Source organism: Pedobacter sp. NO84 (assembly GCF_059703915.1).
The window spans coordinates 750,535-767,199 of the sequence record NZ_AP046575.1 but is presented as its reverse complement, the minus strand read 5'-3'; the positions used below and the strand labels follow the sequence as shown (position 1 = coordinate 767,199).

The following is a 16,665-nucleotide window of genomic DNA, read 5'->3' as shown; positions in this document are numbered from 1 at the left end:
ACAAATTATTAAATTGTAATCACGTTATCAACTGCTATCAACCCTGATGAAAAAATTACTCCTGCCCATCTTATTAGGTTTATCATTTAACGCTTTTGGACACTCTTATTTCGTAAAATCGGAGATGGCATTCAAAGACATTATTCCAAAATTAATTGCTGGTGATGAAGTAAATATCGCAGATGGCAATTACACCAATTGGAACATAGAAATTCCAGCTAGCGGCACAAAAGGAAAGGAGATTTTAATTAAGGCAGAGCATGCTGGAAAAGTTGTTTTCTCTGGGGAAGTGAACAGGCCGATATTTTTATTCTCTGGCAAATACATCACATTGTCTGGTATTTATTTTAAAGAATGTACGCTTATAAAAGCAGATGGGAAAACCGGTGTCTTGGTCGAAATGAGAAATACTGTTTTAGGACGAATTACCAATTGCAAGTTTATCAATAACACCGTTAAAGTACAATTCACTCCTTTAACAATTATTTCAGGAAACGGATTGGGCAACTCTATCGACAGCTGTAGCTTTATTGGGAACAGGGATAATCAGGATATTCAAGTAAAAATCACAAAAGAAAGCTGTCCACAGTTAACGATGATTAGCGATAATTTATTCAGAGACAAAATTAAAGTGAGCTGGAAAAATGGCAATGGTGGCGAATGCGTTCAAATTGGGCAGGATCCTGTCCTTTTAGGAAACAAGGAAGCAGCGACTGTGGTAAATAGAAACCGTTTTATCAATTGCAATGGCGAAAGTGAAGTGATCAGTAATAAAAGCAGTAAAAACACCTATTCTGATAACTATTTTGAAAACAACGATGGAGAATTGGTAATGAGGGGAGGTCATGATTGCCAGATTGATGGCAATGTTTTTAACGGGGGAACGGGCGGCATTAGAATCAACGGTACTGGTCATAAAATCATTAACAATAAGATCAATGGCGTTAAAACCGCGATAAGATTAATGTATGGAATGGCAAAAGGAAAAGATGAGATTGGTTTTTATATAGCCGCAAGCAATTGTATCCTTATGGGAAATGAAATAACCAATGCTACCACCGGAATTCTAATCGGCGATAGCAAAAATATAGATTGGACAGGAAAATTTGATACCGTAAGGTACCCCTCTCCCGTTCTTCAGAATATTGCACCTTTCGATAATAAGATTGAGAATAATAAGATAGTAAATACCAAAAATCCTATTGTTAAGGTAGAATAACTATAATAGCTGTCAGCCTGAGGCTCTCGAAGGCATAGGTAAACAAAGCATTGATCCAAAAAGCCTACCTCGTGCTTCGAGAGCCTCAGCATGACATGCCTGGGGATAGATAATATTTTAATAGCTGTGCTCTAAGAGGATCAGTAATCTTAATCCTACAAATCCTAGTCCCACCTACAAATCCTAGTCCTAGTCGTTAAAGTGATAAAGGAACATCACATCACCCGTATATGCTGGTTTTGGTTGATCTTTTATTACCAATATCGCTTCAATTATAACTTTGGTTATACCTCTCAAATTAACGATAGACTTCAATTTTGCTTTTAATTGAACTGGGCTATCTACTACTACCGCTTGACCAAATTTAAAATTTTCAATCCCGTAATTGATCTCCATTTTTATATTCCGAATATCTGCGATCTGCTTCCATAGATAAGGAATTAGCGATAAGGTAAGGTAACCATGGGCGATGGTGGCTTTAAAAGGGCTATCAGTAGCGGCCCTTTCTGGATCGGTATGGATCCATTGGTGATCTAAGGTAGCATCGGCAAATTTATTGATCTGGTCTTGGCCAATGACATGCCAATTAGAAATACCTATTTCTTTCCCTAAAAAAGCTTCAAATTCTGCGTAGCTGTTTACTATTATCATATTTGGTAGTTAATCTTGTAAATGTATCTTTTTTTTTGTGAATAGCATGGGGCAAGGAGCATGGAGCAAAGATTCATCGATCATAGTTCATAGTTCATGGACATAACGCTTATGCTCCCAAGACTATCGACTATGGACTATCGACTATTGACTATTGACTAACCTCTTCAGATCTGCGGGTGAGTAATTAACAGACTTGAGTGTTTTGTGATCACCATCCCTATAAACTAAAAAGAGGGAATCGATTTCTTTATAATAGGCATCCACATTGCCATTATTTTTGTAGTGTGCGATAGTTGCGTTGGCTTCTTCAACTGTTTTGCAGGCCTTGCTCATATTGGAGCGATGTACCTCATCAAACAGGGTTTTAAACTTGTTTCCAAGTCCGAATTCTAGCACAGCTCCAGCCAAAACATATTGCAAATCGCACAATGCATCCGCTATTTCAACCATATTTCCATCATTTACAGCTTCTTGGAGTTCTTTTAGTTCTTCTGCTAGTAAATCAATCCTTAATTGGCATCGTTCTTTTGAAGGAATAGTGGCCTGTTCTAAGATAGGATGTTTAAATGTTTTGTGAAATTCTGCAACTTGTGTCAGTGCACTAAGATCTTCCATAATTTTGTACTGGTTTGAACCACGAAGGTTGTATTTTTAATAAACACGGTCAAATTTTATTATCAACATATAAATTGATATCAACACAGATCATTAAATGCTTAACATTTTGTTTAGGGCTTAAATATCACAGGAAAGCTATATCCTACACGAACAGCCTTTCCATCTTGATAACCGGGGATCCATTTTGGACTTTTCTTTATCACTCTAATGGCTTCGAGATCGCACGATTCTGAGAGCCTACGCACTACTTTCACCGATTCGGGAATAACCGATCCATCAGTATCAATTGTAAATTGTACCTGAACAGTCCCTTTAATATTGTTATTCCATGCATCTGAAGGATACTTTAGATTCCTTTCGATAAATTGGGCAAATTTTGCAGGACCTCCTGGAAATTGTGGAAGTATTTCTGTATGGGTTACCTTCGTGCTAGATGTGTCGGTTTGTGCAAATGCGGAAATGCTCAATAACATCGCCACACTTAATACGATAAATCTTTTCATTTTATATTAATTTTTAGGGGTTTTCATACCCGAAATTACGGATGAAACTTCTTTGACATTATCTGCTAAGATAATATCTCCCCCTGTATTTATAATATCGGCGTATGCTTTTTTACGAATCGTTTCATCTTTTTCTTTTTCAACTACTGTTGCTGTGTAAACCATGGCCATAATGCCTTTAGCATGTAAGAGGTCATAGAATGATTTTTTCTTTGGCTGACTAACATAGGCAATGACATTTTTCCACGGAATTCCTAATTTCTCAAATTCATCAACCTGAGCTTTATCTTTGAAGTAAACTTCTAGCATCAGGTCTTTATTCTGACTATAATAATATTGTGCTAAATCAAATTCAAATGCCGAAAGGATAACTTGCGATGTTGCGTTCCATTCTTTAATCTTATTTGCCATCATCAATAATGGCACATCTTTGTGATCCAACATTAAAATACATTTCCCTTTGGCCCATTTTATCGTTTCCTCTAGTGTAGGAATCTGGTGATCGGTTAAATTTCCAGCTGAGTCTTTTAACCTGAGCTTTTTAATCTCAGCAAAGGTGTAATCATTTAGATTCCCTTTCCCATTGGTGGTTCTATCTAAAGTTGAATCGTGTAAGATAACAATCACACTATCTTTGGTTAATCGTGGATCGATTTCAAAAAAAGGAGTAACCGAATTTACCGTGTACGCGAACGTAGCGATGCAATTTTCTGGTAACCCCACAGCGGCACCACCACGGTGAGCAAAAATTAATGGTTTTTGGCCCGGAGCATAGCTGAAGAAATCCTGCAATTGCTTTACAGTTTTAATATTGAACCCTTTTTTATTTTGGGCAAAACCTGTACAAGAAAAGGCAGTGAAAACAGCTAATAATAGTAGTTTTAACAAATAATGTTTTGTAGCCATATTATTTCGCTTCAGCGGATGATGAGGAATTTGAAGTTTTTGCATTATTAGGTAGCGAAATAAAATTGGTTAATAGCGCACTTAAGAAGTATAGCCCAGCTAAAATCCATACCACACCTTCACTGCCAATCGAGCCGATAAATAAACCAACTATCAAAGGACCAACAAATACTGCCAACCCAGCGCCTAAATTTAATACAGACATAGCAGCTCCTTTCCCTTCCTTAACCAATGACGGCACCAGAGCAGAAAGCGGTACATATCCGGCCAACAATGCGCCCCATAACATTCCGCAGCCCATTACCGCCCAAAAATTATTGCCAAACAAAACTGGAGAATAGAAAAGTAACAGGGTTGATAACGCACAACCTATACCGCCAAACCACATTACCGTGTTTTTCCACCCTAATCCGTCGCCAACAAACCCAAAAATTAAGTTAAAGCCTATATTTGCCATAAAAATGGCGCCCCATATTTGTAGCCATTCTGTGGTAGAAAAACCATGTTCAGCCATATAAATAGGTAAAAATACTGGAAACGCAAATTGTGCAGTCGTATTTATCGTTCTAACCACCCCACCAATAAATACCTTAGGCTCAGCCCAAACGATGGTTAATCCTTTCATTAATACTTCATATCTGTTTGGGCCATTTTCAACTTTGTCTGCGTTAAACTTATCTTTATTTAATACCAGCGCAAAAAAAGCACCTAAGGAAACCCAGAAAATCGAACTCCATAGTGTACCCATGTAACCCAGATTTTTGATGGCCCAAGTAGCATAATAAGCACCAAACACATTTAATCCGCCTGTAAATACAAACCAGAACCAACCCACTGCAGTTCCAAGTTTTTGTTGTGGACTTCTATACGTTATCCATACCAAAAAAGAATAGGCAAATAGTGGATACCCAAAGCCTCTAATGGCATAGGTTAACAACATAATTGGAAAATTAAGATCGGCCATCCCGAAGCCTACAAAACCAACAGTACCTATTATATATAGTAATATCCCTACTAACATAGTTTTCTTTGGCCCAAATCCCTCAGCCAACACTCCCGAAAACAAAGAAGAAATAGCGATCGTTAACCCATACACAGAAAATAGCGATGCAGATTGTTGGATACTCATTCCCCTTTCTATTAAATAGGGACTTAACCATCCTTGTTCTACACCATCCCCCATCATAAAAATTAAAATACCTAAATATCCCCAGGCCAAATGTTTGGGGATCCCAATCTTCCCAAATAAAGAATTTTCGTTTACTGTACTGTGCTTCATTTTAGTTTTTTTGTGTAAACTAAAAGTAAATAAAAAAATTCGTAAGGTTTCGAAATAGAATAAAAGTTTTTTAAATAGCTTGGGCAACGAGTGGGGAGCATGGGGCATGGCGGCTGGCGCGAAGATCCTGTAGCGTTAACCTGTTACCCTGCCCTACAGGCCGGCAGGCTGAGCCTATTGAAGAACCAATTGGTCGGTCTACAATCTTCGTAAATATCCGGTGGGCGCGGAGGCTGTGTCGAAAATAATACTAAATCGTCTGAGGATTCTTATCTTAAAAAATTCCCAATGCAATCGGTTGCTTCGTTCGACACTGCGTTTACCCACCCCTTAATTCCATTTTATAGGCCTGAGCTATCGTTTCTACATTTAATGATGAAAGTTTTGCTCAAATCCACATTAGATGTCAACTAATATAGATTCTCTTATTTGCCCTCGCCAAGAAACAATCTAAGTATCAACTTGCGCGCCGAAATCATAAAATTCAAAAATTTATATTTACAAAACAATCGGTACAATGGTATAAAACCGCTTATTTTGACCAAATTAGGGCATTGAAAAAATATTTTATAATTTTTTATGCAATCGGTTGCAAATTCAATTTTTAATTTTTACTTTTATCATAACCAAATATAACTTAAGTAAAATTCTCCAATACTATCGGGTGAATAAGCCTTAAGGTTATTTAAACAGCAGTGAAATTATTGCGAATTAAAATAAACCTTGTATGAAAAAACCTAGACAAAAAAAATTCTTCAAGAGTGTGGCCCTGCTAATACTTTTGATTGGCTTAACGCCAACCTTACTTTTTGCCCAAAAAACACTACGGGGAAAGGTAGTCGACGAAAAAAACATTCCCTTGCCCGGGGCAGGTATTAAACTTAAAAAATCTGGCACTTCTACAATCACCAATGCCAATGGAGAGTTTAGTATCAGCGCACCGGCAGATGAGGTAGCATTTATTGTATCTTACATTGGCTATCCATCACAAGAGATAAGAATTGGAGATGGCCAGAGCAGCTATACCATTAGCTTAACGCCCGACTCAAAAATTCTTAACGAAGTAGTTGTTGTAGGGTACGGGCAACAACGACGATCTGATGTAACAGGCGCTGTTGCTGGGATAAAAGGGGAAGCCCTACTCGAAGTACCTGCAGCCAACCCAATTGCTGCCCTCCAAGGTCGAGTATCGGGTGTTGATATATCTAGAAACAGTTCCCGTCCGGGCGCTGGGGGCCAGATCAGGATTAGAGGTAGCCGTTCTTTAAGCGGAACCAGTGATCCATTGATCGTTTTAGATGGTGTACCATTTAACGGTAGCGTAAACGAGATCAATACTGATGATGTTGCAAGTATCGACATTTTAAAAGATGCCTCATCAACTGCTATTTATGGTTTCCGTGGATCAAACGGGGTAGTGCTGATCACTACCAAACGAGGTAAGATTGGTAAGCCACAACTCTCTTATAATGCCTATTATGGCGTAAGTAGGGTTCGCGACCAATACGATCAGTTTACTGGACCAGAGTTTGTAGCCTTCCGTAACGCGGCCTCTCCTGCCTATACTGCAGGTTATTCGCCCTTAGAACAAGCAGGTATAGCAAATGGAACTTCTACCAATTGGCAAGATTACCTTTATCAGACCGGTAAGGTTACTGACCAGCAATTAGGTGTTTCTGGCGGAAGCGAAGGTATCAATTATGGTGTTTCTGCGGGCTACTTTAATGAAACTGGAGTTGTTACCGGGATCAGTTTTGAACGTTACGCCTTAAATACCACCATTGACGCTAACGTAAGTAAAAGGATTAAAATAGGATTAAGTACCAGAAATACACTTACCTATGGTAATGGTGCTGGTGTAAATCCACTCTACGCCACGATGCGTATAACACCCTTAGCTCCGCCATTTTATGCAGATGGTAGCTTATACCTGTATCCACAAGATGGTACGGTTGATCAAACCGCAACCGCAAATCCATTAACCCTATCTGATAGGGACAATATTTTGGACCGTACAAGAAGATTGAGAACAAACAATGTACTTTATGGAGAAGTAGGTATTATAGAAGGGTTGAAATATAAACTTAATCTCGGTTTAGATTTTAGGCAAGAAAACAGGGGAACGTTTTTTGGTCCAAAAACCATTATCAGGCCAGATGCCACTAGTGCAGCCCAAGCTACAGCAAGTTTGGCCAATAGCGAAGCCTACACCCTTTTGGTAGAAAACTTGTTAACTTATAATAAAACTATAGCAACAGATCATAGGATAGACTTCACCGGACTATTCAGTATCCAGCGCGATAGAGGATTTAACAATGCATTTAACGCTGTAGGTTTCCCAAGTGAAGCCGTACAATACTATAATTTCTTCCTGGCGAAAAGCATTACCCAGGTTGATGGTGGGGCTAATGGATTCTCTAGAGGTGGCCTGATGTCATTTATGGGTCGGGTAAATTATGCCTATAAAGACCGTTATCTTGCCACTTTTACGTTTAGAAGGGATGGATCATCTGTATTTCCTACCAATCCCTACCTAAATTACCCAGCAGCAGCGATCGGTTGGAACATCAGTAATGAAGAGTTTATGAAAAACCAGAAGGTGGTTTCCAACTTAAAATTGAGGTTATCTTATGGGGTTACAGGAAATCCATCCATCCCAACAGATGCCACCCGCGGATCATTACTTAACAACAATTATAACTACGGTTCCGAAAACGTTCAGGGATATTATATTGGTAGCCTTGCCAACCTGGATCTAAGATGGGAAAGCACCAAACAATGGAACCTGGGGTTAGACTATGGCTTCTTGAACAACAGGATTACAGGATCTATAGAGGTGTACAAACAAAATACTGATGATTTAATTATCAACAAGCAATTGCCTAGAAGTAATGGCGCAACCAGTTTCTACACCAACGCGGCTTCAACAAGCGGAAAAGGAATGGAATTTAACATCACTTCACAGAACATTGTTTCTTCAAGACCTAATGGTTTTACTTGGTCAACAGACTTCAACTTCTCTCTTAACCGCGAAAAGATTGTAAGATTGGCGGATGCCAGCACCCTTCAAGACGTAGGTAACGGATGGTTTGTAGGTAGGCCGATCAACGTGATCTACGATTATACCAATCTTGGAGTTTGGCAAACATCAGAAGCTTTAGATGCCGCAAAATATGGGGCATTGCCTGGACAGATCAAAATTGCAGATCTAAGCGGCCCGAACGGAATACCTGACGGGGCGATTACCGATGCAGACAGAAGCATTATTGGAACATTCCAACCTAAAGTAATTTTAGGAATGACCCAACGTGTGTCTTACAAAGGTTTTGACCTATCAACTGTGGTATTCTCAAGATTGGGCAATAAGATAGTTGTCCCTTACCTTACCACCGATGGTAGTGGTACCGGATACTTTGCCTTCTTAAACGGAAGGGTTAACCAGGTTAAGGTTGATTATTGGACACCTACCAATCCAACAAATGCATTCCCTAGACCAACTGGAGGTGCCACCAACTTACCGTACTCTACCACATTGGGCTATCGCGATGGATCATTCGTTAAAGTGAGGAGCATTAACCTAGGCTACAGTTTTTCATCTGCAATTGCTTCAAAACTTGGACTTGCCGGATTGAGAATATATGCCACTGCTAACAATCCTTTTATCCTGTACTCGCCATTTGTAAAATCGGGCTTAGGAGTAGATCCTGAAGGCACGGGTGTAGGAGGTTCAATTGGTAACGCCATACCCAATGGTCGCGCAATTACAGTTGGGCTAGACCTTCCATCTACCCGTCAGTTCTTATTTGGTCTTAACGCAAAATTTTAATTACACAGCTTGATATTTAGAAAATGAAAACATATAAAAAAATTAAAATTGGTTGGATAGCATTGGCAGTAGCCGCTATGGTGCCAATAAGTTGTCAGAAACAATTGGATTCTGAATACCGCTCCAATCTCGGTCCAGAATATTTCCAAACGGCAGACGGGCTCCAAGCGGGGCTCAATGCATCTTACGCTACAACCAGGTATTTTTGGGGGAGTGAAGGTTTTACTTCTTCGCAAGTAGCAGGTACCGATGAAGTGGTGAGAGGTGGCGATGGAGGCTTGGACTTTCATAACTACACCAACATCACTCCTCAAAATGGAACAATCCAAGGTACTTGGGATAACAGCTATGTTCCCATTAATAACCTAAATGGTGTGTTAGAATTTGGGCCGAACGCAAATATAGATGGTGTAAAAAAGAACCAACTTTTAGGAGAAGCAAAATTCTTAAGGGCATTTTACTATTTCTTATTGGTTCAAACCTTTGGTGATGTGCCCCTAAAGCTTACTTACAACAATAAACCAAGTACTGAAGATATAAGGGCGCCCAAAAAAGATGTTTACGCTGCCATGATCAAAGATCTTACTGAAGCAGCTGCTCAATTAGGAAATATCCAGGCAGGCGTGTCTAAAGGACGTGCATCTAAAGCCGCAGCCCTGCACTTATTAGCCAAAGTATATCTTACCAAAGGATGGGATCCACAAGCAAGAGAAGGAGATGGTACTCCAGACTTTACCAAAGCGTATGATACAGCGATTGGACTAATCAACTCTAAAGCAACGTATGGCGTTGATTTAGAGGCCAATTTTGCTGATATCTTTAAAGAAGGAAATGAATACGGAAAAGAGTCTTTATTTGTAGCAGATAGAAATACAGATCCTACCTATTCAGAAAGTGGATACAATAACACAACAGCTCCTGCTGGAGGTAACAAAGAAAATAGATTAAACTGCTATTGGACCTGTTTCTATACCTTAACCCGAAACATCAACGAGGGCATTCCTGGAGCGCCTAACGTAACTACCCAAATTGTTGCGCGTGATCAGGTTAATGGCCGACCATACAGGAGGTTTAGACCAACAGATTATACCTATGGCGCTTTCTCAAATAGAGATAATGATGCAAGGTACGATGGAACATTCCAAAAAGAATGGATAATGAACCTACCATCAGTGGGTGATAATAATGTACAAACCACTACGCCTACCTTTACCCCTACCAGAAATGGAGTAACCGTAACCCTTACAAAAGGGGTTGATGTGGCTATTTGGATGCCAGGTCGCGAAGTAACCACCGCAGAAAGACAAGCATTTAAAGGGGTAATTATTGCACCTTCGCAGTACGATACAGAATGGTTCCCTACATTGACAAAGCATTTGGACAAAACAAAGCTTCATTTTAATGATGCTTCTGATAGGCCAATTGTACTTATGCGCTTGGGAGAAACTTATCTTATCGCTGCAGAAGCCGCGTTTAAAGCCGGAAATCCTGCAAACGCTGCTACCATGATCAACGCACTAAAAACCCGTGCAGCATTTCGTACCACAAATACAAGCGCACAAAACGCCACTGCTGCAGCTGCGTTACAAATTACCGGAGGCACCGTAACCTTAAACTATATACTCGAGGAACGCACCCGCGAAATGTACGGCGAAATGACAAGATGGTTTGATCTTACCAGAACAAAAACATTGGTAGATCGTGCAAAATTATTTAATGCTTTGGCAGCTCCAAATATTAAAGATTACCATGTGCTCAGACCAATTCCGTCTGCATCACAATTAGATCTATTAACAAACCGCGACCAGTTTCCTCAAAACCCTGGTTATTAATTATTAGCACATGAAAAACAGGATAAAGATCAATAGCTTATTTTATTTAGCTATACTTACAGCTGCCCTGCTGGGAAGTTGTAAAAAGGACAGCCAAAATCAAGGTTTCGAAAATAATGGCGATTTCACAGATTTTACGGGACCTTTAAAAAGTTTCGCTACTTTTCCAATCGGCATCGCTGCCGAATATCCACTGTCTACAACAAATACAAAGTATTGGGATGCCATTAAAGGCGATGCCAGTGCGATCACCTTTGGAAACGAACTAAAGAACAGTTCGATTGTAAAAGCAGATGGAACTTACGATTTTACAACTGCAGATGCATTTTATAATCTAGCAAAAAACGCTGGCATTGATGTGTTCGGACATACGCTACTTTGGCATTCGCAACAACGGGCAAGTTATTACAATGGCTTGATCGGTGGTGGTAGCGGTGGCGGTGGCGCAGCCAATCTGGGCGTAAATCCAGGGTTTGAGAACACCACGGTTGGTACCCCTGGTGAGCCAGCAGATGGATGGCAAGTATTGAACGGTTCTGGTCAATTTGTAAGTACTACAACCAATACCAATTCGGGCGGCAAAGCCCTACAGGTAAATGTACCCGCCGGTGGTCAAAACTACAACACCCAAATCATCACTAAAGCTAACATCCCGGTAGATGCAGGTAAAACCTATACCATCTCTTATTTTATTAAAGGTGCTGCTGCTCAGAACATTCAATTTGAAATTAGACCATATCTTGGTGCCACCGCAGGATCAGTAAATTATCAGGGAGGAAAAGCGGTAACTACAAGTTATGCAAGGATTACTTATGATTATGCCATCCCTGCGGGAGTAACTGCCATACAGTTAGCATTTGACCTGGGTGGAACGGCGAATACGCTGTACCTTGATGATGTAAGTATTATGGATGCTTCTGTTGTGCCCCCTCCCACTGGTCCGGCCATTATTGCCATAGTAGACAATGCGATGAAAACACATATTCAAACTGTTCTCGGACACTATACAGGAAAAATCAAAGCTTGGGACGTTATAAACGAACCATTTAGCGACGCTGGAGATCTTAGGAACAATACCAATACACCAGCTACCGGCCGCACCGATATTTTTGTTTGGCAGAATTATTTGGGCAGGGATTATGCAGCGAAAGCATTTCAATACGCTAAAGCCGCCGATCCTAATGCAGATCTATACATGAATGATTATAACCTAGAAAGTAGTGCCACCAAACTTAATGCCTTTGTTACCCTAGCAAAAGAGTTGAAAGCCGCAAATACCGGAATTACGGGTGTGGGCACTCAAATGCATATGCTGCTTACCACCCCCTATTCTAACATCATAGATATGATGCAGAAATTGGCGTCAACAGGGTTAAAAGTGAGGATTTCTGAATTTGATATTCGCATTAACCCTGGAGGTGCTAGTCCGGCAATTGGCTATAAAGCATCAGCTTATGATTTGCAATTACAAGCTGCTATGTACAAGTTCGTGATTGCTACCTACTTAAAATACGTTCCAGAAGCGCAACGCGGTGGAATTACAGTTTGGGGAGTTGATGATACCACGAGCTGGTTAAATACTTCCGCGAATGTTACGGCAGATAAACTTGATTATCCTTTGCTTTTCGACAAAAATTTTAGCAAAAAACCAGCTTGGGCAGGATTTAAACAAGGCTTATTAAGCAATGGACAAAATTAAAACGCCTCATCAGTAATACAAATAAGTTTAGTTCTCAAAGCCGCCTTAATTAGGGCGGCTTTTTGATTTAGGGGCATGGGGCGAAGAGCGTGGGGCGTGGGGCGTAGGGCGTTTGGCGTAGGGCGAAGAGCGTAGAGCGGGGAGCGGGGAGCATAGAGCTGGGAGCGTGGGGAGTGGAACTTATTGAAGCTGCTCCCCCTATACTCGTCCTCGTTTGTAACGAGGATGAAAGGGAAAAGCGATTTCATCGTCTTTGCGAGGATTGTTTTCACAACCCGAAGCAATCGCCTTGCCGCATCTAAAGCAATTACAACCAAAACCGAAAGGACATTGTCCAAAGGGATTCATTTGGAACCACCTATACTCGTCCTCGTTTGTAACGAGGATGAAAGGGAAAAGCGATTTTATCGTCTTTGCGAGGGTTGTTTTTCACAACCCGAAGCAATCGCCTTGTCGCATCTAAAGCAGCTACAACCAAAACCTGAAAGGACATTGTCCAAAGGGATTCATTTGGAACCACCTAACACTCGTCCGCGTTTTTAATCAAAATGCGGAAGAAAGGCGGTGGTATTGCCATTTCGTCTTTGCGAGGGTTGTTTTCCCCCTATACTCGTCCTCGTTTGTAACGAGGATGCGGGAGAAAGGCGATTTTATCGCCAATGAGTGATGCTGATTTTATAGTATCTGCCATTTCAGATGGAAATACGCCAATCTTAACCTACTTACTACAATGGTTTGTTCACCAAACACTTAGCGTTCAGCTCTCACACTTGCCTCAAAAGGTGAAGCAGGCAGATCAGCCTTGTTGTACAAATTAGCTCCTATAGGATTATCGGCCCAAGCATAACGCACATACACTGGATCGGCCACCTCATCACTCCAAACCCTTATTTTATCACCAATTATCTTAGCTTTTGCCCATACAAATTTCTTATCGGCACCTGCCACGGCAAAGTAGTTCAATCCACTGCCTCCTTTGGCTACTAATCCTCCTCCTAAAGCCGAAAAAGTAATCTCGAGTTGATTATCAGCAAGTTTAACCGATTTAAACAATGGTCCGGATGCAATCAAACCCTTATCCCCATACACTAGCTTCTGGGCCTGTAGTGCCAATCTCCTCCCCACGTCTTTCTTGTTTAAAGGATGGATATCATTCCATTCGCCCAAATCAATTGCCACGGCCATCGCTGTATTGGGCACATCAGAGAGATTTAACTGTTGCTGACGAAGCTTAGCCCAGTTGCTTTCTGAAGGTAGGGTTTTGGGATCCATAAATCCCGGGAGTTGTACATACAAAAAAGGGAAATCGCCTTGCGCCCAGTGCTGTCGCCAATCGGCAATCAAAGTGGTCATAAGCGCTTTATATTCATCAGGTTTTGAGGTATTCGCTTCTCCCTGGTACCATAAGGCACCTTTAATGGCATAATTCGTTAATGGAGCGATCATCGCATTGTAAAGTCCAACAGGTTTCCATCTTATAAAAGTTTGAGTTGGCGCAGGATCCATCCTCGCCCCAAGGCTGTAGCTCCAAGCGCCCTTTAAATCTACAGTTTGATTTCCCACAATTAATTCATATGGTTTATCGAGCACAAATCCTCCTCTCCCCGAATTGTTGATCACTTTGATCGCAATTACATTCTTGCCTTCTTTTAACACGGTATTTGACAATATGTACCTGCGTGGCGGATATTGATAGCTTGTAGTACCAACCAATTTTCCGTTTATAAAAACAGAGTCTGCATCTACAATTCGCCCCAATAACAATTTAGCTGGCCTTCCAACCATTTCTTTGGCAAGCGTTATTTCTTTTCTAAACCAGATGGCGCCATTAACCTGCCCCAAGCCTGCATTTGCCCAATACCCCGGAATGTTCATCGTCGTCCAGGTGGATACGTCTACATTTTCTGCGCTCCAATTATTCTTAATGCCGATATCGGTAGCATTTAGTAGATTTTGCCATCTGCTCCCTGCGGCATTATCCTTTTTTTCAATCTCGCGGATCAGCACTTTATCCTTAAATTTCTGCGCTTCGTTATAATAGGCCGGAAATAGTTTGATCGCTTCTTCACTTATCCACGATTCAGCAGGCGATCCACCCAAAGCCGTATTAATGATCCCAATAGGAACTTTGTTCTTCGCATACACATCCAATGCAAAGAAGTACGCTACTCCAGAAAAAGCAAGCACATTTTGCGGATCTGCCTTTGCCCAGCCGCCGCTAGAAAAATCTTCACGCACTTGGTTAAAATCATATTCGTCTGGAACCAAAAATTGTCGGATACTGCCATTATTGGCTTCGGCAATTTCTTTAGGATATTGGTCTATCAACCGTTGCATTGGCAGCTCCATGTTGGACTGTCCGCTGCATACCCACACATCCCCAAATAAAATATCGTCGATGGTAATTTCGTTGTTTCCTTTCAAAACTAATTGATATGGGCCCCCAGCCATTTGGGCAGGTAATTTTACCAACCAATTGCCTCCGTTATCGGCTGTGGTTTGATACAGCTTATTTTTAAATTTAATCGAAATCTTTTCATTGGCTGATGCCCATCCCCATACTTTAGTTTCCATACCCCGTTGAAGCACCATCCCATTACTGATCAGTTTTGGTAATCGGATTTGTCCATAACAAACCATTGATACCACCAACATCAAAAAGCTGAGTACTATTTTTTTATCCTTCATAGCTATATTTTGAAGCTCTAATTTAATCAAAAATTATCTTACTGCAATCGGTTGCATTTAAATTAATTTATTTTTATCTTCAAATAATGAACCATTATAAATTTCTTCAATCTGGACTGATCGTTTTATTCTTCCTTTTGGGAGCTAGTGCTTGTTATGCTCAGTTTTCGAGGGCAAGCATAGACAGTTTAAACAAACTCTCTTATCAAGATCATAAAAAATTATTAAAGATTTTAAAAATAGATTCATTAAGACCTGGACCTTCTGGAAACCCTACAGCACCAAATGCGGCTAATATCGACGAAGATAAAGCCAGTCCCTATACGTCTTTGCCCAATGCACTTTTGTTAAACAATGGGAAAGTTGTAAAGAATGCTACCACTTGGTTTAAAAATCGCAGACCTGAAATTGTAGAAGACTTTGATCGTGAAATTTACGGAAGGATGCCCAAAATAACACCAAAAGTGGTTTGGAAAATTACCAATACCACTAATGCAATGCAGGGAAGAATTCCTGTTGTAAAAAAGGAATTGATCGGATATGTAGATAATACCTCTTATCCGAAAATTAAGGTAGAAATTAAGGCCAGCCTCACCGTTCCATTAGGAGCTAATTCAGTTCCGGTAATTATTGAATTTGGTTTTAATTTTCCCGTTAACGCCAATAGGCCACCTCCCACTAGCGATCAACCTGATTGGAAACAACAATTGATTGACCAAGGTTGGGGATATGCCATCTTAGAACCCAATAGCATCCAAGCCGATAATGGTGCCGGACTTACACAAGGGATTATTGGTTTATGCAATAAGGGCGAGATCAGGCAACCTGATGATTGGGGAGCCTTAAGAGCCTGGGCATGGGGAGCAAGCAGGCTATTGGATTATTTAGATACCGATCCTGCCGTAAATTCTAAGAAGGTAGGGATTGAAGGTGTTTCTAGATATGGTAAGGCCGCTCTAGTTACCATGGCCTACGATGAACGCTTTGCGATTGGATTTATAGCCTCATCTGGTCAGGGTGGTGCAAAAATAATGAGAAGAAAATTTGGCGAACAGGTAGAAAATGTAGCTTCATCCGGAGAGTACCACTGGATGGCCGGTAATTATGTAAAGTATGCAGGACCTTTAACACCAAATGATCTGCCAGTTGATGCCCACGAACTTATTGCGCTCTGTGCCCCAAGACCAGTATTCATTAGCGCTGGATCCCCCTTGGTTGAGGGGAGATGGATTGATGCGAAAGGAATGTTTTTGGGCGCTGCCTATGCAGGAGAGGTTTATCGATTATTAGGAAAAAAAGACCTGGGAACGATGGAATTTCCGCCAATGGAAACATTTCTCAAAGGAGATATTGCCTTTAGGCAACATAGCGGAGGGCATACAGCGGGTCCCAATTGGCCTTTTTTTATTCAATTTGCAGCTAATTATTTCAAAAAATGACT

11 protein-coding genes are annotated in these 16,665 nt (G+C 40.7%); 5 read left to right on the top strand and 6 right to left on the bottom strand.

All coding sequences use genetic code 11. The features are described from left to right. Positions 1–46 precede the first annotated feature (46 nt). The gene (locus AC6H0V_RS03480) at positions 47–1,219 is read left to right on the top strand and encodes a chondroitinase-B domain-containing protein (protein WP_497562319.1); all 1,173 of its coding nucleotides are present in this window, start codon (positions 47–49) and stop codon (positions 1,217–1,219) included. Positions 1,220–1,408: 189 nt separating this feature from the next. Here AC6H0V_RS03480 and AC6H0V_RS03475 read toward each other — a convergent pair whose 3' ends face one another. The 5 genes from AC6H0V_RS03475 to AC6H0V_RS03455 form a co-directional block, all read right to left on the bottom strand. Beyond that, positions 1,409–1,870 carry a MaoC family dehydratase gene (locus AC6H0V_RS03475; protein WP_497562318.1) on the bottom strand — a complete coding sequence of 154 codons (462 nt, stop codon included), beginning with the start codon at positions 1,868–1,870 and terminating at the stop codon, positions 1,409–1,411. A gap of 144 nt (positions 1,871–2,014) precedes the next feature. Further along, entirely contained in the window at positions 2,015–2,488 is a 474-nt protein-coding gene (locus AC6H0V_RS03470) for a pyrophosphohydrolase domain-containing protein (protein WP_497562317.1), read from the bottom strand. Between the two features lie 113 nt (positions 2,489–2,601). After that, positions 2,602–2,994 carry an energy transducer TonB gene (locus AC6H0V_RS03465; RefSeq protein ID WP_497562316.1) on the bottom strand — a complete coding sequence of 131 codons (393 nt, stop codon included), beginning with the start codon at positions 2,992–2,994 and terminating at the stop codon, positions 2,602–2,604. A gap of 6 nt (positions 2,995–3,000) precedes the next feature. Continuing rightward, a complete protein-coding gene (locus tag AC6H0V_RS03460; RefSeq protein ID WP_497562315.1) occupies positions 3,001–3,900 on the bottom strand; it encodes a glycerophosphodiester phosphodiesterase family protein in 900 nt (299 codons plus the stop codon). Between the two features lies 1 nt (position 3,901). Next, positions 3,902–5,179 carry an MFS transporter gene (locus tag AC6H0V_RS03455; RefSeq protein ID WP_497562314.1) on the bottom strand — a complete coding sequence of 426 codons (1,278 nt, stop codon included), beginning with the start codon at positions 5,177–5,179 and terminating at the stop codon, positions 3,902–3,904. A 727-nt stretch (positions 5,180–5,906) separates the two neighbouring features. Here AC6H0V_RS03455 and AC6H0V_RS03450 point away from each other — a divergent pair. The 3 genes from AC6H0V_RS03450 to AC6H0V_RS03440 are packed head-to-tail and all read left to right on the top strand — an operon-like array spanning position 5,907 to position 12,536. Beyond that, positions 5,907–9,005, top strand: a complete 3,099-nt coding sequence (locus AC6H0V_RS03450; RefSeq protein WP_497562313.1) for a SusC/RagA family TonB-linked outer membrane protein — start codon at positions 5,907–5,909, stop codon at positions 9,003–9,005. Positions 9,006–9,028: 23 nt separating this feature from the next. Next, on the top strand, positions 9,029–10,837 hold the full coding sequence (locus AC6H0V_RS03445; protein ID WP_497562312.1) for a RagB/SusD family nutrient uptake outer membrane protein: 1,809 nt from the start codon (positions 9,029–9,031) through the stop codon (positions 10,835–10,837). 10 nt (positions 10,838–10,847) lie between these two features. Next, a complete protein-coding gene (locus AC6H0V_RS03440; protein ID WP_497562311.1) occupies positions 10,848–12,536 on the top strand; it encodes an endo-1,4-beta-xylanase in 1,689 nt (562 codons plus the stop codon). A 750-nt stretch (positions 12,537–13,286) separates the two neighbouring features. Here AC6H0V_RS03440 and AC6H0V_RS03435 read toward each other — a convergent pair. Further along, complete coding sequence (locus AC6H0V_RS03435) at positions 13,287–15,224, bottom strand: sialate O-acetylesterase (protein WP_497562310.1); 1,938 nt, start codon at positions 15,222–15,224, stop codon at positions 13,287–13,289. An 86-nt stretch (positions 15,225–15,310) separates the two neighbouring features. On the opposite strand from AC6H0V_RS03435, the gene AC6H0V_RS03430 reads away from it, so the two are divergent. After that, on the top strand, positions 15,311–16,663 hold the full coding sequence (locus AC6H0V_RS03430) for a glucuronyl esterase domain-containing protein (RefSeq protein ID WP_497562309.1): 1,353 nt from the start codon (positions 15,311–15,313) through the stop codon (positions 16,661–16,663). Positions 16,664–16,665 lie beyond the last annotated feature (2 nt).